At 39.8% G+C, this 23,415-nt stretch carries 16 protein-coding genes; 12 read left to right on the top strand and 4 right to left on the bottom strand.

Translation table 11 applies throughout. The features are described from left to right. Positions 1-26: 26 nt before the first annotated feature. On the top strand, positions 27-1,661 hold the full coding sequence (locus tag HRT55_RS03710) for a methyl-accepting chemotaxis protein (protein WP_291619011.1): 1,635 nt from the start codon (positions 27-29) through the stop codon (positions 1,659-1,661). A 615-nt stretch (positions 1,662-2,276) separates the two neighbouring features. Here the strand turns inward: HRT55_RS03710 and HRT55_RS03705 are convergent. Together HRT55_RS03705 and HRT55_RS03700 are read right to left on the bottom strand one after the other, a co-directional pair. Then, positions 2,277-4,655: a Tex family protein gene (locus HRT55_RS03705; protein WP_291619009.1), complete on the bottom strand. Its 2,379-nt coding sequence runs from the start codon at positions 4,653-4,655 to the stop codon at positions 2,277-2,279. A gap of 89 nt (positions 4,656-4,744) precedes the next feature. Further along, positions 4,745-6,028 (bottom strand): diguanylate cyclase, encoded by a 1,284-nt coding sequence (locus tag HRT55_RS03700; RefSeq protein ID WP_291619007.1) that lies wholly within the window; start codon positions 6,026-6,028, stop codon positions 4,745-4,747. A 125-nt stretch (positions 6,029-6,153) separates the two neighbouring features. Between HRT55_RS03700 and greB the strand changes: the two genes are divergently transcribed. Further along, positions 6,154-6,636, top strand: coding sequence for a transcription elongation factor GreB (greB, locus tag HRT55_RS03695; RefSeq protein ID WP_291619005.1), 483 nt, complete (start codon positions 6,154-6,156; stop codon positions 6,634-6,636). A gap of 19 nt (positions 6,637-6,655) precedes the next feature. On the opposite strand, the gene traF is transcribed toward greB, so the two are convergent. Together traF and HRT55_RS03685 are read right to left on the bottom strand one after the other, a co-directional pair. After that, complete coding sequence (traF, locus tag HRT55_RS03690; RefSeq protein ID WP_291619003.1) at positions 6,656-8,077, bottom strand: conjugal transfer protein TraF; 1,422 nt, start codon at positions 8,075-8,077, stop codon at positions 6,656-6,658. Positions 8,078-8,364: 287 nt separating this feature from the next. After that, positions 8,365-9,363 (bottom strand): peptidylprolyl isomerase, encoded by a 999-nt coding sequence (locus tag HRT55_RS03685; RefSeq protein WP_291619001.1) that lies wholly within the window; start codon positions 9,361-9,363, stop codon positions 8,365-8,367. A gap of 41 nt (positions 9,364-9,404) precedes the next feature. Between HRT55_RS03685 and HRT55_RS03680 the strand changes: the two genes are divergently transcribed. From HRT55_RS03680 to HRT55_RS03635, 10 genes are all read left to right on the top strand, one after another. Continuing rightward, complete coding sequence (locus HRT55_RS03680) at positions 9,405-10,115, top strand: DUF445 domain-containing protein (protein WP_291619000.1); 711 nt, start codon at positions 9,405-9,407, stop codon at positions 10,113-10,115. Between the two features lie 244 nt (positions 10,116-10,359). Beyond that, the gene (locus HRT55_RS03675) at positions 10,360-11,550 is read left to right on the top strand and encodes an amino acid aminotransferase (RefSeq protein WP_291618998.1); all 1,191 of its coding nucleotides are present in this window, start codon (positions 10,360-10,362) and stop codon (positions 11,548-11,550) included. A 181-nt stretch (positions 11,551-11,731) separates the two neighbouring features. Continuing rightward, positions 11,732-12,388, top strand: coding sequence for a guanylate kinase (gene gmk, locus HRT55_RS03670; protein WP_291618996.1), 657 nt, complete (start codon positions 11,732-11,734; stop codon positions 12,386-12,388). Positions 12,389-12,512: 124 nt separating this feature from the next. After that, positions 12,513-12,800, top strand: a complete 288-nt coding sequence (rpoZ, locus tag HRT55_RS03665; protein ID WP_291611172.1) for a DNA-directed RNA polymerase subunit omega — start codon at positions 12,513-12,515, stop codon at positions 12,798-12,800. Positions 12,801-13,180: 380 nt separating this feature from the next. Then, positions 13,181-15,289 carry a bifunctional GTP diphosphokinase/guanosine-3',5'-bis pyrophosphate 3'-pyrophosphohydrolase gene (gene spoT, locus HRT55_RS03660; protein ID WP_291618994.1) on the top strand — a complete coding sequence of 703 codons (2,109 nt, stop codon included), beginning with the start codon at positions 13,181-13,183 and terminating at the stop codon, positions 15,287-15,289. Between the two features lie 85 nt (positions 15,290-15,374). Further along, complete coding sequence (locus HRT55_RS03655) at positions 15,375-15,767, top strand: RidA family protein (protein WP_291611200.1); 393 nt, start codon at positions 15,375-15,377, stop codon at positions 15,765-15,767. A gap of 210 nt (positions 15,768-15,977) precedes the next feature. Then, positions 15,978-16,685 carry a tRNA (guanosine(18)-2'-O)-methyltransferase TrmH gene (trmH, locus tag HRT55_RS03650; protein WP_291618992.1) on the top strand — a complete coding sequence of 236 codons (708 nt, stop codon included), beginning with the start codon at positions 15,978-15,980 and terminating at the stop codon, positions 16,683-16,685. A gap of 9 nt (positions 16,686-16,694) precedes the next feature. Beyond that, positions 16,695-18,788, top strand: coding sequence for an ATP-dependent DNA helicase RecG (gene recG, locus HRT55_RS03645; protein WP_291618990.1), 2,094 nt, complete (start codon positions 16,695-16,697; stop codon positions 18,786-18,788). A 205-nt stretch (positions 18,789-18,993) separates the two neighbouring features. Next, complete coding sequence (locus HRT55_RS03640; protein WP_291618988.1) at positions 18,994-21,921, top strand: DUF748 domain-containing protein; 2,928 nt, start codon at positions 18,994-18,996, stop codon at positions 21,919-21,921. Positions 21,922-22,000: 79 nt separating this feature from the next. Then, positions 22,001-23,377 carry an SLC13 family permease gene (locus HRT55_RS03635; RefSeq protein WP_291618986.1) on the top strand — a complete coding sequence of 459 codons (1,377 nt, stop codon included), beginning with the start codon at positions 22,001-22,003 and terminating at the stop codon, positions 23,375-23,377. The last annotated feature ends 38 nt before the right edge of the window (positions 23,378-23,415 follow it).

The following is a 23,415-nucleotide window of genomic DNA, read 5'->3' as shown; positions in this document are numbered from 1 at the left end:
AGTTAGCTGATATAGAAGAATAATTTATGGACTTTTTACGGAAATTCAGCATACAACAAAGGTTAGCCATGCTGGTGGTCTTAATTATTAGTGGCATCATTGCGCTAGATGCCATGAGCTTGTCAGAAGAGTACCATTCCTTAATAGCACAAAAAAAATTCACTACCAACGAATTAATCGATAGCACTTACGGTATTGTCGAACATTATTATGCCTTACAGAAAAAAGGTGAACTCACTGAGGCACAAGCACAAAAGCAGGCTCTGAGTATTATTGCCAGTTTACGCTACGATACCAATAATTATTTTTGGATTAACGACTTTACCCCGAACATGATAATGCACCCAATAAAGCCACAGCTCAATGGTAAGAATATCGGTGGTGTGAAAGACCCTGATGGTAATGCTTTATTTATTGATATGGTGAATATAGTCAAGGCTAAAGGGGAAGGCTTTGTTTACTACAAATGGGCCAAACCTGGCTTTGATGATCCGGTTGACAAAATTGGTTTTGTCAAAGGTTTTACCCCTTGGCAATGGATTATTGGTACAGGCACTTACCTAGATGATATTGATGCGACCTTTGCCGAGCAACGTAATATGATCATAATAGATAGCGTAGTTATTGCCATTGTGATCATTGGCTTAAGTTACGTTATAGGTAATAGCATCTTAGTTCCTACCCGCTCAGCGGCTGAATTAATGAAAGATATAGCACAAGGTGATGGTGATCTGACCAAGTTTTTAGATGATAGCGGTCAAGATGAAATTTCTCGCCTATCTAACTACTTTAATGAGTTCACCGGTAAAATGCGGCAGTTATTACAAGATGTCGCCGATAATACCTCACAAGTTTTAGAGCATGCCGAAGCTGTTTCTGGCGCTAGTGATACCACTCAATCGCTAATACAAAACCAAAACGACATAACCGTGCAAGTTGCTACGGCAATGGAAGAGATGACCTCACAAATTAAGGAAGTGAGTGATAATGCTAGCTCTGCTGAGCAAGCAGCCAATGATGCCAGAAATAACACCTCTGACGGCAAAGAAATCATCTCTCATACCATCAAACAAATGCAATCTCTGTCGAGCAATATCGATGAGGTTAGTCAAGTGGTTGCCAGCCTTGCTTCTGAAAGTGACAATATTGGCTCTGTTCTGGATGTGATTAGAGGTATTGCCGAACAAACAAATTTATTAGCGCTAAACGCCGCGATAGAAGCTGCACGCGCCGGTGAGCAAGGCCGTGGTTTTGCCGTAGTAGCCGATGAAGTACGAACTTTAGCTAATCGTACCGAGCAAAGTACCAATGAAATTCAGCAAATGATTCAAAAATTACAAGCTGGAGCGCAAGAAGCCGTAGCAGCGGTGAAAGTAAGCCAAGACATCTCCCTGAAAACAGTTGAGCAAACAGCAAAAGCAGATGATTCCCTTTCTGAAATTGACCGTTTGATGGAAGTTATTTCTGATATGAACACACAAATAGCTAGGGCGACCGAGCAACAAAGCCAAGCTGCTGATGAGGTTAATTTACGTATTAATGATTTAGCAGGAATGACCGATGAGTCTCTCGCGACTACCGAACAACTTAGTGAAACGAGCCAGAAGTTGAAGGTCAGTAGTAATGCCATGTCTGAGGTTGTTGGTCGCTTTAAAATTTAGCTGCTATAACACAAAGTACTAATACCAACGCCCTAACGAAGTTATCATTTTAACAGGGCATAAAAAAACCAGTAATATTTGTCGATTAGGAGAATATTACTGGCTAAACCATCAAAAATTTTAAAGTCGAATTGCACTGAGCAAAACTAGGTAGAACCTTAAAGTAGTCACTTAATGGTTATGTGTCCTGAAGCATAACCACTAAGTTCCGTACTTTGCTGTTGCTTATTTAGTGAGAGAGCATTCACTGCCTAAGCAACAAGGTAATGGTAATCATTCTCATTTATATTGTCAACACTATTTGTTAAATTTTATTAAATATTACTTTTTTGATATAACAGGCATAAAAAAGCCAGTAACACATTTCCATCAAGAAAATATTACTGGCTAAACCATCAAAAATTTTAAAGTCGAATTGAACTGAGCAAAACTCAGTAGAATCCTAAAGTGGTCACTTAGTGGTTATGTGTCCTGGAGCATAACCACTAAGTTCCATACTTTACTGCTGCTTATTTAGTGAGAGAGCATTCACTGCCTAAGCAACCAACTAAATAGTAATCATTCTCATTACGAGAGTCAACACTGTTTTGACAATTAATTGAATAAAGCGGCTCTTTATTTCTTCAGCTTAGCAAAAGCATCTGCGAAAGCGTTACCCATAGCAGCATTGTCCACTTTTTTAGCTTTTGATTTATTTTGATTTACTGCGGGTTTTCTTTGATTATTGCTACTATTTACCTGGTTTTTCGCTTTATTGTTATCACGTTTACCATTATCTGTTGGCTGAAAAGACTTGTTAGTGGCTGCGTTAACTTGCTCATCTAAGCGCATCGTTAAACTGATACGCTTGCGAGCAACATCAATTTCCAACACTTTCACCTTAACAATATCCCCCGCCTTGACAATTTCCCGCGGGTCACTGATAAATTTATTAGTTATTGATGAAATATGTACTAGCCCATCTTGATGCACACCAATATCAACAAAAGCACCAAAGTTAGCAACATTAGAAACCACTCCTTCGAGTATCATACCTAAGGTTAAATCTGCCATGCTAGTTACACCTTCAGCAAAACTAGCTGTTTTAAACTCAGGACGTGGATCTCTATTCGGTTTTGTTAGCTCATCAATAATTCCTTTTACCGTGACGGCACCAAAATCATCATTTGTTAACTGGCTTATGTCTAAAGCTTGTAATTGTGCGCTGTTATTTAGCACCTGAGAGATATCAAGTTGTAATGTCTTGATGATTTTCTCTACTAGAGCATAACTTTCAGGGTGCAAAGCAGATTGGTCTAATGGATTATCACCACCTGTAATACGTAAAAAACCAGCTGATTGCTCAAAAGCTTTTGGCCCTAAGCGGGCAACTTTTTTCAATTGCTTTCTATTAGTGAAGCGCCCTTCACTATCTCGAAAAGCAACAATGTTATTAGCCATGGTTTTGTTTAACCCTGAAACACGGGTTAATAACGCTGCAGAGGCACTGTTTAAGTCAACACCAACGGCATTTACACAATCTTCAACGACATCATCAAGGGTTTTACTCAACTGGCTCTGGCTAACGTCATGCTGATATTGACCGACACCTATTGCTTTAGGGTCAATTTTTACTAACTCCGCTAAGGGATCTTGTAATCGTCGAGCAATAGAAACAGCACCCCGTATTGACACATCAAGGTCAGGAAATTCATTGGCGGCAAATTCAGAAGCAGAATAAACAGATGCGCCAGCTTCACTGACAATCATTTTAGTTAATTGCACTTTGCTTTCATCGGCTTTAAAAACTTGCATAACCTCGGCAACTAATTTGTCACTTTCACGAGAGCCGGTGCCATTACCAATAGCCACTAACTCGACTTTATGTTGACGACAAATATTAACTAAGGTTCTTACTGACTTATCCCAATGATTTTGCGGCGCATGTGGGAAGATGGTAGCTGTATGTAATAACTTGCCAGTGCCATCGACAATAGCAATTTTACAGCCCGTTCTTAAACCAGGATCTAAGCCCAAGGTGACTTGTGGACCAGCAGGAGCTGCCATCAATAAATCGGCAAGGTTATTAGAGAAAACATCTATCGCTTGGGTTTCAGCTTGCTCACGTAAGCTAGTAACCAATTCATTAGTTAAACTGATACTTAATTTAGCTTTCCAAGTTAATTGTACAACCTTGGTTAAAAACTCAGCAGCGGCCTGATTAGTTAAGCGTAAAGTTAAGTGCTCACTAATCATTTGCTCAGCACTACTGCATGCTCTGGCATCTTGACCGGGATCAACATCGATGCTGAGTTGTAGAAAACCTTCATTTCTACCACGCAACATGGCTAACATACGATGAGAAGGTACCGTTCTTAATTTTTCACTGTGTGAAAAATAATCTCTAAACTTGGCAGCGGCTTTCTCTTGGCCTTTAACTAGCTTACTGGTTAAGTGCGCTTGTTTTAATAAGTGGCGACGTAACTTTGCTAATAAATTAGCATCTTCACTAAACCTTTCGGCTAAAATATAACTTGCACCATCAAGTACCGTTTTTACATCAGTAAATCCAGCGGCTTCATTGATAAAAGCTTTAGCTTCTTTTTCTGGGGAAAGTTGCCAGTTATTAAAGAGTTTGTTCGCTAAAGGCGCTATACCTGCCTCGCTAGCAATCTTACCTTTAGTGCGACGCTTGGGCTTATAAGGTAAATATAAATCTTCCAAACGGGTTTTATTATCGGCTTGCAGAATTGATTTTTCCAGCTCAGGGCTGAGCTTACCTTGTTGTTTAATACTCGTTAAAATAACTTGCCTGCGGTCATTTAACTCACGTAAATAGCTTAACCGCTGTGCTAAGTGACGAAGGTGATTATCATCTAAACCTTGAGTAACTTCTTTACGGTAACGGGCAATAAATGGCACGGTAGCACCATCATCAAGCAAGGTAATAGCGGCATTAATTTGTACCGCGTTAACATTGAGTTCTTGAGCGATTTGCTCGGCAATAGTTAACATTGAATTGAGATTCCAACAAGATTAAGAGTAGACGGGCATGATAACAGAAAAATATTCTTACGAAAATTACTGCGGCTCCTGCCAATGCTTTACTCAAAACAATGGACAGTATTACCCCCTTGCGCTTTTGCTTGGTAAGCGGTTTGATCGGCTAAATTTAGTAGAGCCTTAAAAATAAAACCGCCCTGCTCGGTAGAACTAACACCAAAACTAGCCGCGACTTCAACTTTTGCGGCACTGCAATTTATATTACTCACTTCTACGCATATTCTATTGGCTATTTTCTGTGCTTGTTTTTGTTCACAATGAGGTAATACCAATAAAAATTCGTCACCACCAAGACGAATAGCGAGATCTTCTAGCCGACAATTATTTTGCAGAACATTAGCAATATTTACTAAAACTTCATCTCCGATTTCATGACCAAAGGTATCATTGATGTACTTAAACTTATCAAGGTCGATCATGACTAAAGATAAAGTATAACTGTGTCGCTTGGCTAAACTAAGTGCTGGCTGTATTGCGGCATTTAAATAATGGCGATTATGCAAACCCGTTAGCTGATCCGTCATCGCTAGTTGCTCTAATGCTTGTTGCTGACTGACCATTTTTATAAAGAGTTGTCGAGCGACAACGAGATTTTTTACCCTAGCAATGAGCTCTGCTTGAATCACCGGTTTACTAATAAAATCGTTAGCCCCGACTTGCAAAGCATGAATTTTTTGACTGGATTTAGTCATAGCTGACATAGCTAAAATAGGCGTTAATTGCTTATCATCCGTTCTTGCTCTAATTTCCTCAACCATGGCAATGCCATCTTTATCACCGGGTAAGATAATGTCTAATAGCACCAAATCATAATCGGCTCTTTCAAAATGAAGCAAACCGTCTTCAGCCGTTTTATGGTGCTCGACTACCAACCCCATTTGCTGCAAAATATCTTTAGTCATATTTGCTAAGGTCAAATGGTCCTCAATATATAAGATTCGACCTGTTATTTGCGCTACTGCTAAATGATCTTTAGTTAATTCCGTTAAAATACCTTTAAATTTAGGTAACTCATTACGTTGGCAAACATAATTAACATCAATAGTTTTCATTTTCGCTAGCTTACTTTGCTCTTGTTCACCGGTAATAACCACAATTTGACTATCCTCCATACCAGAGATAGCTTTTATCTGTTTTGCTAAGGTAAGTGCGGTCATATCGACTAAATTCATTGCCACAATAACTAAATCAACTTTATTATTGCTTAGCTCTATTAATGCGGCTTCGCCAGTAGATACTTCCTCATGACTTATAGAGAAGCCAAATAAAAATTCATGAAGTAATAATCGGTAAACTCTTGATGGTTCAACAATCAATGCTTTCATTGGCACTTCCAAGGCAATAGAAAATCTAATTAACAGTATGGTCGTTGTTTTTTAGTTATACCAATATGCTATACATTTTTGATATTATGTTGATACTTAGTACAGTAATTATTAACAAGTAATCTATGAAGAAATCAAACTACATTACTCGCGCAGGCTGGGACCGTTTAGATAAAGAGCTAAAGTTTCTTTGGAAAGACGAGCGGCCTAAAATCACTCACTCCGTCAGTGAAGCGGCTGCGCAGGGCGATCGCAGTGAAAATGCTGAGTATATTTATGGAAAACGACGTTTACGTGAGATTGATCGCCGAGTACGCTTTTTAATGAAGCGTACTGAAGAGTTAAATATTGTTTACCCAGATCCTCAGCAGGAAGGTCGAATATTTTTTGGTGCTTGGGTGACACTCGTTAATGAAGATGATATTGAAGTGCTTTATCGCCTTGTTGGTCCGGATGAATGGGACGTTAAACGAGGAGAGATCAGTATTGATTCTCCTATGGCACGAGCATTATTAGGCAAAGCCGTTGATGATGAAGTGGTAGTAAAAACCCCTGAAGGTGAACGTATTTTTGATATTATTAGCATTAGCTATAAACCAGCCGTATAAAGTACTCTTTATTGGCTAGCTAGTAATCAAACTGTACACCTAAGCGCAGATTTAAGCCGCGACGCATTTCATTACCGTCTAAGGTAACCGTATCTAGCGTGGTGGCAACATCCAGATTAATAAATTTCATTACCGTGATGCCCGCATTAATATAACCTAAGCCAGTGCCCGCTAAATTTCTGCTCATACCCAAACGTGCGCTAGGTAACCACCAACTATCGGCTGCATAGCCTGCGGTTAAGGTAAACCACTGATATTCATCATGCATTGGATCAACAACCGCATTAGCATCTAGCTCAACGTTTAAACTCCAATGGCGTTGATCAGTAAAAATCCCTGCTTCGATTTTTAACTGCCGTGCCATAGTAAATACCTCATGGTCATTTAACTGATTGAGGATGCTCGCGGAACTAAAACGGTTTCTATCCAGCTCAGGAAACTCATAAGTATGCTCAAATACGCTAGTTAATGAAGCACCTAATTGATAATGTTCGGCTGCCCAGACTAGCCCTAAATCAACATCGAAACCATTTTCATAAATGAAATCAGCATTTTTGATATCATCAAATAAAGCTTCGGTATCGGTAATATCACCAATCCGGGTACCGACACTGGTTAAACCAACACGATAAAAAGTCGGTTTAATGCCCCAGTATAAATCACCTAAATCACTTTCCAATGCATGCCGACTGTAGGCCAATGAAAACTGAGATACCTTTGCCGCTTTAATCAATAATAGACTGTCATTATCGACGGTCATTTTGACTTTATTATTCGCAGGATTGTAGAATAAGGTGATTCCACCGGAGAGATCTAGCTCTTGCACTGGCTCATCTTCGGTATAACCAGGAATAGTCTGTAATTGCTCTTTGGCTTGCTCTGAGTCAAAATCAATATCCTCAAAAATACCTACTGCTTTTGAGTTGCCTTTAAATGCAGCACCAAATAACAAGGTGCCACCAAATAAATCTTCACTTAGGACAAAGCTTGCATCACTGGTAACCTCAGCTTTTCCATACCCCTCGGTAGCAATTAACGCTAATAAACCGGCGGTGGTAGCCACTTTAGTTTTGACGATATCGAGGCGGTCTTCTAACTCTGGATACTCGGTAAAGAGATCTTCCCAAGTGTAATCTCTAATCGGATTTTCCGGTGTCGGTGGCAACTCAACTTCACTACCATCATCCCCTTCGCTAGGAGGATTAAATAGCAATGACAATTCATCTATTTTGGAGAATAGTTCATCGAGATTACCGTATTCAATACCTCCGCCCAATTCAATAGAGCCCCCCGTCATAACATGGGGATCTTTACGGGCAACTATCAAGGCAGCTGCCGCAGGGTTACCAGCATTGGAGAGCGATTTTTGTGAATAATTAAGACTAGCACTACGCGGCTGAATATCGGCCCAAGCATGGCTACTTAGTGCTGAGATACTCATTAAAGTAGTAACAGCTAGGGCATTGCGCTTTGCTATTATTTCAAGGAAACATAGTTTGCATAGGTTTAATGAAAAAATAGGCAAAATATCGACTCTAGTTAGTAGTTAATTATAGGTCATACCAATCAGACTAATTAAGTGGTCCGCTTGGTATAATATGTACTATTAATAACCTATATTAACATGTCACTAAAATCAGAACACCTGCAAACAAACAAAACCACCGAATCGTTACAACTTAATAGCTACAAACTAAAAACCTAGCTAATTGATAACCTAACTAAACCTTACTTAACTAACCGACTTCTAATAGGAATTTGGCATACATCAAGTACCGGCGGTGGTTTTTTATAGAAAAAGGCATTGTCCCGTTTGCGACGTTTCACTAAGCGTTCAGCAAAGGCCGTTGATTCTGTATTCTCTACTTCAAGGTGAATTTGCTCAGCTTTTGTCACATCACTCATCAACTGCATACTAATGATTTTAGTAAAGTTACGATGATCGACCGCATAATCCCCTTCCACAACTTCAGTGCGCTGTATCGCTTGAATATGCTGCATACCGTAAACCACGCGACCAAAGATGGTCATTATACGGTCTAAATAACGCGGCGCTTGACCAATAACAAAATAGAAATGGCTTGAGGCTGAATTTGCCTCATTGTTTCTAGCCATGGCGATGGTACCAGGGCAATGCGTTAACCAAGCTTTACCAGAATTAGCATTTTCATCCGCTTGATAAGCCAAGGCAAAGCCGTCTTTAAATCCAGTTTGCTCGGCAAATAAATCTTGCTGCTGTACGGGGGTGTAGCGCCATGTCTTATCTGTGTGCCATTCCGATTCCATGGCTAATAATGGTACTGATTTATCTTTTTTACTACCATCTTTGGGGCCTGCTTGGGCAACAAAACCGTCAATAACACGATAAAACTTAGTGCCATCATAAAAACCTTGCTGAGTTAAATCACTAAATTGTCCGGCATTTTTTGGCGAGAATTGCGGCGCCAGTTCAATAACGACTTTGCCATGGGGTAAAGTTAACAACACAGTGTTATCAAGGGACAACTTGCGCCACATTGAATCTGCAGAATTATCAGCGCCACAAGCACTAATAAAAAATAACGTTGCTAAGGTCAGTACAGTTTTTAAGGAAACTTTCATGGCAGAGCCTTTATCTATTTTTATGGAGATACCAAACCTATTAACAGCGATAAAGTCATTGAATTTAGCATAACTAGAGCTGAATAAATTTAATGGAATTGGTATAAGTAAATTAAATGCTATCATAGCCACTTTTATAATTTAACCAAATCATTGTGGAGTGTTTCGTGAACAAAAGCCTTATCACCAACCTTATTGCGTTAACTTGTACGTTAGGCGGCTATGTTAGCGAGCAACATTTGCTTTTTACTTTAGGTCTTTTCGCTTTATCTGGTGCCGTCACTAACTGGCTTGCCGTGCATATGCTCTTTGAAAAAGTACCACTGCTTTATGGCTCTGGCGTTATTCCTGCACGTTTTGAAGAATTCAAAGTAGCTATTCGTCAATTGATGATGGAAGAATTTTTTACTGAAGAAAACATCGACCGCTTTCTTTCTGATAGCTCAGGTAAAGCCAGCACCATTAACTTATCGCCGGTTATTGATAAAGTCGACCTTAGTCCTGCGTTCAAGAGTTTAGTTGAAGTTATTGAACAATCGTCATTTGGCCCTATGCTTGCCATGGTTGGCGGTAGTGAAGCCATTCAACCAATGAAAGAACCCTTCATTGCCAAGATGAAAATCGCTATGCAAGACATTACCCAAAGTGAGCAATTCAATACCCTGCTGCGAGAAGAATTGGAGCAACCGGATATCATTTCCGGCATGCGGGATAAAGTTAGCGATATTATCGAAAAGCGCCTTAATGAATTAACTCCTCAGTTAGTCAAAGAGATCATTCAAAAAATGATCAAAAAACATTTAGGCTGGTTAGTGGTTTGGGGCGGAATATTTGGCGGTGTTATTGGCCTTGTTGCAGCACTCACTAATAGTTTTTAGTAACTATTATTCAAGGATAAATACTCATGGCTTTATTTAACAATTCTATTGGCACTTATAAAATAAAGACCCATCACCGTACAAATTAATCTTATATTTGCCACATTATGGTGTAAAAATCACTTTAATTACGCCTTAATCTTAGGTTATGCTTAGTTAACTAAAAAAATTAGAGCTTTTAAGCTAATAAGCGCAATGATGCCTTATTACCAAGCTCTCATCTAACATAAGGTAAACTTCTGTCATGTTTGGTAGTTTAAAGGCTTTGCCTGCCGATCCAATTCTTGGATTATTGGCTAAATATAGAAAAGATAACAACCCAAATAAAATCGATTTAGGTGTTGGTGTCTACAAAAATGAAGCAGGTCACACTGCGATACTTAATTGTGTAAAAAAAGCTGAACAACATCGCCTAACGACAGAAGACACCAAAGTTTATATTGGTCCTACTGGCTCAGAGTTATTCAATGATGAAATGGCTAAGCTTATTTTTACCGCTGAGCATAAAGTATTAAACCAAAATCGTGCTCGTACCGTATCTACCCCTGGTGGTACTGGTGCTTTACGTGTTGCTGCTGAATTTATCAAATCGTGTAAAGCAGGCGCTACCATTTGGGTAAGTGACCCAACATGGGCAAATCATACCGGTTTATTTAAAGCGGCTGGTTTAAACGTTAAAACTTACCCTTATTATGATCATGAAAACAAAAGCTTAGACTTTGACGGCATGTTAAATGCGCTTAAACAAGTCAGCAGTGATGATGTGGTGTTATTACACGCTTGTTGTCATAACCCAAGTGGTATGGATTTAAATAAAGAGCAATGGCAACAAGTTGCTGAAGTAGCAAAAAGTATTGGTTTTACGCCATTAATTGATATGGCATACCAAGGTTTCGGTTCTGGTTTAGACGAAGATGCTTACGGTTTACGTTTAATGGCGGAAACAGTTAAAGAAATGATCGTCTGTAGTTCATGTTCTAAAAACTTCGGTTTATATCGTGAACGTATTGGTGCTTGTACCATCATTGGCGAATCAAGCACAGCGGTTGATATCGCTAACTCGGTATTACTTTATGTGGTACGTGTTATTTACTCTATGCCTCCAGCACATGGCGCAGCCATTGTAGAAACTATCCTTAGTTCTAATGAATTGCGTAACGAATGGTATGGCGAATTAAAAGAAATGCGTGATCGCATTAATGGCAACCGTAAATTAATCGTCGATAAGCTTGTAGAAAATGGCGTAACTCGCGACTTTAGCTTTATTCAACGTCAAAATGGTATGTTCTCTTTCTTAGGTATTACCCCTGAGCAAGTGCAACAACTACAAGATGAATACAGCATTTATATGGTCGGTTCTAGCCGTATGAGTATCGCTGGCATTGCCAATAGTAATGTTGATTACTTAGCGAAATCTATTGCTAAAGTGCTTTAGTACGGCAATAAATCACAGATAGTAAGTATAAATAAAATCTGGCTGAGCTTTTTTTATTCTAATAGAGTAAAATATGTCTCAGCCTTTTTTATTGGCAAAAATTTATAACTAAATGGAGTAACTAATCACTCAATTTAGTACTACTCATATGTGATTCAAGTTTGTTTTAAAGGAAAACCCTGTGACTGTTCCCGGTAATTTATTTATTCTTTCTGCGCCAAGTGGTGCAGGGAAATCAAGCCTAATCAATGCTTTACTAAAGCAAGATAACCAAGCATCCGCTAGAGCTATGCAGGTATCGGTTTCTCATACCACTCGAGATGCTCGTCCTGGTGAAAATAATGCTGAACATTACCACTTTGTTAGCGTTGAAGAGTTCAAAAAACAAATAAGTAACAATGCCTTCTATGAGTATGCCGAAGTCTTTGGTAACTATTACGGTACCTCTGCAGCGGCAATCGATGCACAACTTGCCCAAGGTATTGATGTATTCCTTGATATTGATTGGCAAGGCGCTCAACAAGTTCGTATGAAGAAACCTAGTGTAACCACTATTTTTATTAGCCCTCCTTCTAAAGAAGAGCTAGAAAGTCGCTTACGTGGTCGTGGTCAAGACAGTGAAGAAGTAATCGCCAGTCGTATGGAACAGGCGCAAGCTGAATGTTCTCATTATAATGAATTTGATTACATTATCGTTAATGATGACTTCGACCAAGCCCTGCTTGATCTAATCACTATTGTAAATAATCAGCGCCTTAAATGTCGTCAACAGAGCATTGCTCAGCAAGAATTATTTAGTAATCTGCTGAACAATGCAGCGACTGAATCGGCTGAATAAGTAAGATAAAAAATATTTCCTCGGTTGCGCGGCTTAATACACATGGTATTACTTGCTTAATTAATGAGTGGGCAGTAAACTACGCAGCTATTTTATAAGTTCGTTTATTAGTTGGAGTGACCAGATGGCTCGCGTAACTGTTGAAGATGCCGTAGAAAAAGTCGGTAATCGTTTTGATTTGGTGCTAGTTGCATCACGTCGTGCTCGTCAAATTGCAACGGGCGGAAAAGAGCCATTGGTTGAAGTCGAAAACGACAAACCAACGGTAATTGCTTTGCGTGAAATCGAAGCAGGCTTAATTACTACAGATATTATGAACACTTCTGATCGTGCACAGCAAATCCAGCAAGATACTGCTGAATTAGATGCAGTTGCAGCGATTGTTGGTGGTCAACAAGACGAATTAAGCTAGAGTTAACTCCTTCTATTTAGAGAAGGACTTAGTTTTAAGCACTTAAAAACGCGTACCTCATTCTGCTTATGTCAGAAAATAGGTTACGCGTTTTTTTATTGCTTATTTATTAGTTAGACTTTGATACCTATTTCACTAAGTGACTGCCCACTTGTGTTGGCTAAAATACTCCATGACTACGTTACTCTCAATCCCAATAGCCAGCTATTGGTCAATCGAGTGCCTTGCCCTGATTTATTTTTCCTACCCACAACAAGCTCATAAACTTAATGAAACTGGTATGATTTTCCTTGTAAACAGAGCGTATTGCCGCGTATGCTGGCTATAGTAGGGTATATACTCGAATTACCCCCATGTTCCCCCTTAATTTGGAGTATTAGGTGTACCTATTTGAACCGTTAAAAGAACTTAGCTCTACCTACCTATCAAAAGTACAAGTTGACCTGCTTAAACACGCTTATATAGTTGCGCGTGATGCCCATGATGGTCAAATGCGCTCAAGTGGTGATCCTTATATTACTCATCCGGTTGCCGTAGCGATTAATTTAGCCCAAATGCACTTAGACCATGAAACACTCATGGCGGCTTTATTACACGATGTTATTGAAGATACCGAAGTAACCAAAGATGAATTAGCTGAATTGTTCGGTCATACCGTAGCTGAACTCGTTGAAGGGGTTAGTAAACTCGATAAGTTAAAGTTTAATAACAAAGAAGAAATGCAAGCGGAAAACTTCCGTAAAATGGTACTTGCCATGGTGCAAGACATTCGTGTTATTTTAATTAAACTTGCCGACCGTACACATAATATGCGTACCCTTGGCTCTTTACGACCGGATAAGCGCCGTCGCATTGCCCGTGAAACCTTAGAGATTTATGCGCCAATAGCGAACCGTTTGGGTATTCATGATATAAAAAATGAATTAGAGCTTTTAGGCTTTGAAGCGCTTTATCCTATGCGTTCACGTGCTTTAAAATCTGCAGTAAAAAGTGCCCGCGGTAATCGTAAAGCTATTGTTGATAACATTGAGAAAGAAATTGCCGCACGTTTAGCCGAAAGCGGCATTGATGCACAAATTGTCGGTAGAGAAAAACATCTCTATTCAATTTATAAAAAAATGCTTAATAAAGAATTAATGTTCAATGAAGTCATGGACATTTATGCTTTCCGTGTAATCGTTAATGAGAAAATTGACAACTGCTACCGTGCTTTAGGTGCCATGCATAACCTGTTCAAACCCATTGAATCACGCTTTAAAGATTACATCGCCATTCCTAAAACTAATGGTTACCAATCGCTGCATACTTCGTTAATTGGTCCTCATGGTATTCCGGTAGAAATTCAGATCCGTACCCATGATATGGATCAAATGGCGGATAAAGGTGTTGCCGCGCATTGGCTTTACAAACAAGACGGTGAGAACACCGGCACAACAGCGCAAATGAAAGCGCGTCGTTGGATGCAAAGCCTACTTGAACTGCAACAAAGTGCCGGTAGTTCTTTTGAGTTTATTGAAAACGTTAAGTCTGACTTATTTCCTGAAGAGATTTATGTTTTCACCCCTGATGGCCGCATTATTGAGCTACCAATGGGTGCCACGGCAATCGATTTTGCTTATGCAGTGCACACTGATGTTGGCAACTCTTGTGTTGGTGTTAAGGTAGATCGTAAACCTTACCCAATGAGCCAACCAATAGATTCAGGGCAAACCATTGAAGTAATTACTTCTAAGGCAGCCAGACCTAATGCGACTTGGTTAAACTTTGTTGTTACTGCTAAAGCACGCTTACAAATCAGAACTTACTTAAGAAGTTGTGAAAAAGACGAATCCCATGCGTTAGGCATTCGTTTATTAAGTCACGCCTTGGGTAAAACCAAGCTTAAAGATTTAGCACAAGAAAAAATTGATGAAGTAGTGCAACAAAGTGGCAATAAGACCTTTGATGAATTACTGACTAATATAGGTTTAGGCAATGCCCTCAGTATCGGTATTGCTCGTCAGCTAACCGATGGTTTTACCGAAGATACCGAACTAGATCCTAACAGTACTAAAGCTAAAATGCCGATAAGAGGCACCGAAGGCATGTTAGTCAATTACGGTAAATGTTGTCGCCCTATCCCTGGCGATGGCATTGTAGCTTACTTAAGCCCAGGTAAAGGCTTGATGGTACATCAGCAAGGTTGCCGCAATATCAAAGGTCATGACCAAGGCAGCTTGTTCCCAGTAAAATGGGACAATGATATCGATAAAGAATTTATTGCTAAGCTTAGAGTTGAAATAATTAACCATCAAGGTGCCTTAGCATTATTAACTAATGTTATCGCTCGATGTAGCTCTAATGTGCATAGCTTAAACTCAGGTGAAAAAGAAGCAGGTTTATACGTAATAGACATGGAAATCACCTGTCGTGACCGTATTCATTTAGCTGATATTATTCGCAAGATTAAAGTGATGATTGATGTGCAACGGGTTATCCGTAATAAATAACCACAGCGGTTATTGCTCATTAGTAAACTAACAAATTACATAACTATTTAGTGGTATGCTAAATAAAACAGTTTAAACAGGACGTATTATGAAAAGTATTATCAGTACAGACAAAGCACCAAGTGCCATTGGTACTTATAGCCAAGCGGTAAAAGTAAATAATACGGTTTACTTATCAGGACAAATTCCTCTTATTGCTGAAACTATGCAAGTTGTTGAAGGTGACTTTGCTGCACAAGCAGAGCAAGTATTTAAAAACCTAGTTGCCGTTTGTGATGCAGCCGGTGGTGAAATTAACAATATGGTAAAAGTAAATATCTTCTTAACCGATTTAAGCAATTTTGCTACGGTTAACGAAATTATGAGTCGTTACTTTAGCCAGCCTTACCCAGCAAGAGCTGCGGTACAAGTATCTAGATTACCTAAAGATGTGGCCATCGAAATTGACGGGATAATGGAACTTCCTAGCGTCAATTAAAATATGTGTCATGAAAGAGATTTATTCGGCATTGTCTGCGCTGTTCGTTCAAGTCACTTATAGACATAAGCTCCATGAACTCACAGCTTGATGGCTTTGCCTAAATTTCATTCATTTAACATATTGGCTATGTTTACGCGTCTTGCTTGTTCGTGCAGCAACACTTAACACTAACATATTAGACTTTTTACCTTTACAGAATAAACCACAATGACTCCAGAAAGATTAGCACGCATTAATACCATGTTAGATAAACGCCAGCCAGACTTAACAGTGTGTATGGAAGGCCTGCATAAAAGCCATAATTTAGCCGCCGTAGTACGTACTTGTGATGCCATTGGTATTAGTGATGTTCATGCCGTATGGAAGAGTGAAGAGGCGGAAGTACGTGGTGGTAGCGCCGCCGGCAGCCAAAATTGGATTGACGTGCATAACTATCACAAAACAGCTGATGCAATTGCCGTGTTAAAAGCACAGGGCATGCAGGTATTAGTCACCAACTTGTCTGATACTGCGGTTAATTTTACTGAAATTGATTATACCAAGCCCACCGCCATTATTTTGGGACAAGAGAAGTTTGGTACCTCAAAAGAAGCTCTTGAACTAGCTGACCACCACATTGTTATTCCTATGGTTGGCATGGTTCAATCACTCAATGTTTCGGTTGCTTGTTCGGTGGTTTTATACGAAGCACAGCGCCAGCGTCAATTAGCCGGTATGTATGATCAACCGCGCTTGAGCCATGAACGTCGTCAACGTACTTTATTTGAAGGTGGTCATCCTATCTTTGCCGAGGCTTGTCAGCGTAAAGGTTTGCCTTATCCTGAAATTGATGAAGCAGGTCAAATTGTTGCTGATGAAAAATGGTGGAAAAAAATGCAAATGAACAAAAAAGCTTGGCAACACATTGATGACTAAGTACTAACAATGGCACTGGAAGCGCTCACTAAGCTATCGAAAATTCCGCTAAGCACTCTTAAGGGTGTCGGGCCTAGTCTAGCTGAAAAACTTGAGAAAATAGGCTTGCTGTCTGTGCAAGACATGCTCTTTCATTTACCACTGCGTTATGAAGATAAAACCCGTGTCAGCACAGTGCGCGAATTATTAGTGGGTACCTCAACCAATATTATTGGTGAAATTACCGATAACCAGATCACCCACGGTAAACGACGCATGATGGTGGTTACTCTCCATGATGGCACTGGCAGTATTCAACTGTGTTTTTTCAGCTTTTCCGCCAGTCAAAAAAATAGCTTAGCCATTGGTAACAACATTCGCTGTTATGGTGAAGTAAAACGCGGCCCTCGTGGTTATCAAATAGTTCATCCTGAGTACAAAACCCTTGATGACGATAGAGCATTAACCTCTGTAGAAGAGACCTTAACACCGGTTTATCCCAGTACCGATGGCTTAAGACAAGTTTCACTACGCAGCTTAACCGAACAATCTTTAATTCGCTTGCAGCGCGGCCAAGTAGAAGAATTACTGCCAAGCAATATTTTTAATGAGCAATACACGCTCAGTGATGCCTTAGCCATTATTCACCGCCCACCGCCCGATGTTTCTATTGAGCAATTAGAGCAAGGCCGTCATCCAGCACAGCAACGATTAATTAAAGAAGAGTTACTTGCTCACAACCTGAGCATGCTTAAGCTCAGACAAAATAGTGATGTGCATGATGCGTTACCTTTGTTGGGTGATGAAAAAGTTAATCAAAAATTCCTCAAAGCATTGCCATTTACGCCAACCAATGCGCAAACTCGTGTGGTTGATGAAATAAAAACTGACCTGGCTAAAAGTCAGCCTATGATGCGCTTGGTTCAAGGTGATGTCGGCTCAGGTAAAACCTTAGTGGCTGCGCTTGCCGCCTTAACGGCCATTAGTGAGGGTTATCAAGTTGCCTTAATGGCACCGACGGAAATTCTTGCCGAACAACACGCGATTAACTTTGCCAACTGGTTTACCCCGCTAGATATTAGTGTCGGTTGGTTGGCTGGCAAAACTAAAGTAAAAGCGAAAAGAGAAGCCCTTGAGAAAATAGCCAGTGGTGAAATGCAAATGGTTATTGGCACCCATGCGCTATTTCAAGCCGATGTGATATTTAAAAATTTGGTACTGGTTATTATTGATGAGCAACATAAATTTGGTGTTCATCAACGCCTGACCCTGAGGGAAAAAGGTGTCTTTGATAACAAGTATCCACACCAACTGATCATGACGGCAACACCTATTCCTCGTACTTTATCGATGACCGCCTATGCGGATTTAGATGCCTCTATTATTGATGAATTACCTCCAGGTCGCACACCAATAAACACCGTGGCATTACCCGATTCACGCCGCGGGGATGTTATTGAACGTATTCGCCAAGGCTGTGTTAATGATGGCAGGCAAGCTTATTGGGTATGTACCTTAATTGAAGAGTCGGAAGTATTACAGTGCCAAGCCGCCGAAGCAACTGCGCTTTTATTAGCAGCACAACTGCCGGAATTAAAAATTGGCTTAGTACATGGGCGGATGAAAGCGGTTGAAAAACAACAAGTGATGGATGCTTTTAAAGCCGGCGATCTTCACTTGCTTATCGCTACTACAGTAATAGAAGTAGGCGTTGATGTGCCTAATTCCAGCTTAATGGTCATTGAGAACCCAGAGCGTTTAGGCTTAGCACAACTGCACCAATTACGTGGTCGTGTCGGTCGAGGCTCTGTCGCCTCTTTTTGTGTATTAATGTATAAAGCACCACTATCAAAAACCGCCGTTAAACGCTTAAAAGTATTACGTGAAAGTAATGACGGTTTTGTTATCGCAGAAAAAGACTTGGAAATCCGTGGTCCCGGAGAGTTGTTAGGTACCAGACAAACCGGTTTAGCCGATCTTAAAATTGCCGATCTGGTACGAGATGGTTACCTAATCCCTGAAATACGGCAACAGGCGTATTTATTATCGCGCCAGCACCCTGAATGTGCGCAAGCATTAATTCAACGTTGGTTAGGTAATAAAGAACAATACTCCAACGCCTAACTAAAACTTAACTAATAGCTAACTTATACTTAATTAAGCCTTAACTAACCTCTTAGTTAATACTTAGCCAACGACAGTAATTAATAATACTGTCGCGCCCTCCTGATCACAATAAGTCAGCAAAAATTGCATTTAAGCAAAATAGGGTAGTATTGAGAAAACATATGAATTACCATAAATAACAATGGAATAGATAAGGTAAATAATGTTATTTAATACGTTTATACAAAACAATAAGAAGTTATTAAAAATAACCTTAATAGCGCTCAGCACCATTGCTCTTTATGCCTTGCTGTTAGGTTTACTGACGCCTTATTTACTCAAAGAAAAACTTCCGGCCATAGTCAGTGAAAACTCTTCATATACCATGCAAGTGGCAGATATTGATATCAACCCCTTTTACTTATCCCTTGAAGTTAAACAATTAAAAATACTCGATAAAAATGGTGACGATTTTACCGGATTTAAGCGCTTATTTGTCAATTTCCAAATGTCCTCACTATTTCGTTGGTTATGGACTTTTGATGAATTCACCCTAGAAGCCCCGCACTTGCACTACCAGATATACCAAGATAACAGTAGTAACTTTGATGAGCTTATTGGTTCACAAAGCAGCACAAAAACTAAAGAAAATGCTGAAGGGAGTGCGGAAGAAAATGCTATTCCAGAGATCCTAATCTCGCGTTTAAATATTGAGCAATTAAATTTACGCTTTACCGACCATGCTAAACAAGAGCCATTTGATGCCAACGTTGGCCCATTAACTATTGAACTGGATAACTTCACCACGCAACGAGAGTTAAATAGTCCCTATAAGCTAAAAGCAACCTCTGCCGGTGGTGTTATTGGTTCTAGCCTTGAATGGCAAGGTCATGTCACTATTTTACCATTACGCTCTTCCGGTAAAATTAAAATAGACGGTATTGATCTGCCAACACTGTACCAATATTTTCAAGAGGACCTGCCAACGGCACTCAGCTCAGGTGAATTAAATATCAGTGCCGAATATACCGTAGATCTCTCTCAACCAGAGATGATACTTAAGATCAAGAATACTAACCTGTTGTTTACTGATTTATTTATTAAACAAAAAGCCGCCAATATTGATGATGTGCAATTAAATAGCCTTGCTATCAATGGTCTTAATTATTCATTACCAGAAAACCAAGTAACACTAGAAGAAATTGTGCTTACTGACAGCTTAATAAATGTCATTCGCAGTAAAAGCGGGGAGCTGAACTTACTACAAATGTTACCGCCAAGCCCTAACGAAGAAAGCCCTAATGAAAAAGGCGCTAAACCAGAAAGTAAAACCACTGCACCACAAAAAATGCAACTAGCTATTGATAAAATAAGCCTAGTAAACAACCAATTGAAACTAACCGATAACACCACAGATGTAGCAACTCAGGTACATTTAACGGCTATTAATATGAACTTAGCTAAGTTCAACTTACAAGCAGAGGCTATGTTCCCCTTAGACTTTTCAGCGGTTGTTGAACAAACTGGTAATATTTCCGCCAATGGAAAGCTGTCCTTATATCCGCTAACAGCCGAACTCGACTTTAACGCCGAAACTGTTCCATTGCTTAGCATTGAGCCTTATATGCATCAATTTATTATTTCAGAGCTGATTGCCGGTAATTTTGATGCAAAATTACATATTAATTATGCCGAAGCGCTTGCCGCCAATATATCAATGGCTGCCAGCCCGGAAAAATTCCGTATCACTGGCGATATGGCATTAAATAACTGGCGTACCCGAGTTACAGACAAAGATGAAGATTATATACGTATTAATAAAGTTTCAGTTCAAGGCATTAATATTGTTCAGCCAGAAAACACCATAGACATAGACAAGGTCACTATTGATAAGTTGTGGCTTAATGCTCAGCGTAATGAACAAGGTGTTATGAATGTTGCTAGCATTCGTAAAGAACGTATGGAGCAACGCCACGAAGCTGCTGAAGCAGGTAATGCCGCGGTAATTAACCTTAAACATTTTCAGCTGAATTCCTCTGCCGTGGTTTATACCGACTATTCGGTAAGTCCGCGTTATAAAATGCGTATTGAGCCTTTACAAGCAACAATTAAGGGCCTTTCAAGTAAAGTGAATAGCCGAGCAACCATTGATTTACAAGGTAAGATAAATAAATTTGCCCCGCTTAAATTAACCGGTAGTGTGAATTTATTATCTGAGACCTTGTATACCAATTTCAACTTGCTATTAAATGATGTGCAAATGAGCGACTTTACTCCTTTCTCTGGCACTTATGTTGGCCGCGAGATTGATAAAGGTAAGCTAAACCTTAATATAAATTACTTAATTGAAGATCAAGAGCTTACTGCCGACAATACTATTTTTATCGATAAATTCCACTTAGGTGAAGAAGTCGAAAGTGAAGAGGCAACCAGCTTACCAATTGGTCTTGCGGTGAGTTTATTAAAAGACAGTAAAGATGAAATTCATATTGATATGCCAATAAGTGGTAACCTTAGTGATCCTGATTTTAGTTATGGAAAACTGGTTTGGGGTACCTTAGGTAATCTGATTATTAAAGCCGTTACTTCACCATTCAGCTTACTTGCTGGTCTAGTTGATAGTGACGAAGATTTGGGCACTATTGAGTTTATTGCTGGCAGTCCAACTCCTGATGAAGCAATGATGGAACGTTTAAACTCGCTAAAACAAGCACTAATGCAAAGACCTGAATTACAACTAGAAATTACTGGCTGTTATCATCCGCAAGATAGCGAAGCGCTAAAACAGCAAATATTCAAACAAACTATTAATCCAAATGCTGTAGAGCTAAGTAATAGCCAACGCTTAGCTGCATTAGAAAATGCCTATAGCCAAAGCTATGGTCAAAGGTATAACTTTAGCGAAGCGCCAAACATGGCAGTCGATGCTTTACTCAGTTGGAAAATAGAGCAAGTTGAAGCAGTATTATTAGCAAAAGTAGTGATTGATAATAATATGTTGGTCAATTTAGCCCAAGAGCGTAGCCGTAGTATTCAACAGGTGCTACTAAGTGATGATCAGCTTGCAGCCAATCGTCTCATTATCGGTAAAGTAGAAGTACTTGCCGCGTCACCAAGTGATATTAGCTGTTCACTAGCGCCAGCAGGATAAGCAAAAATTTATTTTTAAATAAACAAATAATAAAAGCACCGTTAACTGAGTGCTACTAATAATAGAGTTTGTAATCATTATGAAATTAACCCGTCAGCACTTTATCCCACTTGGGCCAGCTATTGCCTTTGGCTTTTATTTATTACTAGGTTACTTTGGTTTAGCTGATAAACCTGCCATAGCCGCAGCAATTACGCTACTAACGGTAATATGGTGGATCACTGAAGCTATCCCAATTCCGGCAACCTCATTAGTACCTTTTGCTTTGTTGCCCTTGTTTGGCATTGTTGATCACAAAACCGTGGCGTCCTCATTAGGTAGCCATGTAATTCTATTGCTGATGGGAGCATTCATGCTTTCAAAAGCCTTAGAGAAGAGTGGCGCCCATGAAAGGCTGGCTGTTTACATGGTACGACTTGTCGGTGTCTCTAGCGGTAGAAGATTGGTACTAGGCTTTATGCTGGCTGCCGGCATATTGAGTATGTGGATATCAAATACGGCGACTACTTTAATCATGTTACCAATGGCTTTAGCAATACTGAGCCATGTAGATAATAGAAGATTAAAGGTTGCTCTGATATTAGGTATCGCTTATGCAGCTAGTGTTGGTGGACTAGGCACTTTGATTGGAACTCCCCCTAACATAATCTTCGCGGCTATCTATGAAGAGCACACAGGTAAAGAATTTGGCTTCTTTGCGTGGATGAAAATCGGTGTACCTGTGGTACTTATATCTTTACCAATCATGGCGCTATGGTTAACACGTAAAGTAAAACTTGAACATGAGCTAACTTTACCTGAGTTGGGTAAATGGCGACCTGAGGAAAAGCGTACCTTATGGGTATTTGGTTTAACCGCTCTAGCTTGGATTACAAGGGGTGAACCCTTTGGTGGCTGGAGTTCATTGCTGGATATAAAGATTGCCGGTGATAGCACAGTAGCGCTGCTAGCCGTAGTTATTATGTTTGTTGTGCCCAATGGCAAAGGCGGCAGATTACTTGACTGGAAGACAGCCAATTCAATTCCGTGGGGTATGCTGTTGTTGTTCGCCGGTGGTATTGCCATAGCAAAAGGTTTTACAGCTTCTGGTCTTAGTACCATTCTTGGTGAATGGTTAACATCATTATCTAGCCTACCGCCAATGCTGATGATATTGACTATTTGTTTGGTGGTTACCTATTTAACAGAGATAACCAGTAATACTGCCACGGCAACGTTACTAATGCCTATATTAGCTGTTGCAGCTATATCATCGGGACTCAACCCTGAGATACTTATGATACCCGCAGCGATGGCCGCTAGTTGTGCGTTTATGCTGCCTGTAGCAACAGCTCCTAATGCTATTGCCTATGGTACCGGCGAAATTGAAATTCAAGATATGGTTAAAGAAGGGTTTATTTTGAGCGTTATAGTATCAAGTATTGTCGCTATGGTTTGTTACGCGTTTCTTATTTAAATAGAAAAATGGGGCAGTGTTTTGCCGCTCTACTAAAC

It is taken from the genome of Colwellia sp. (genome assembly GCF_013214175.1).
Taxonomy (GTDB): domain Bacteria; phylum Pseudomonadota; class Gammaproteobacteria; order Enterobacterales; family Alteromonadaceae; genus Colwellia.
Note: the sequence above shows the minus strand (reverse complement) of the source record. Positions and strands in the feature narration are given on the sequence as shown.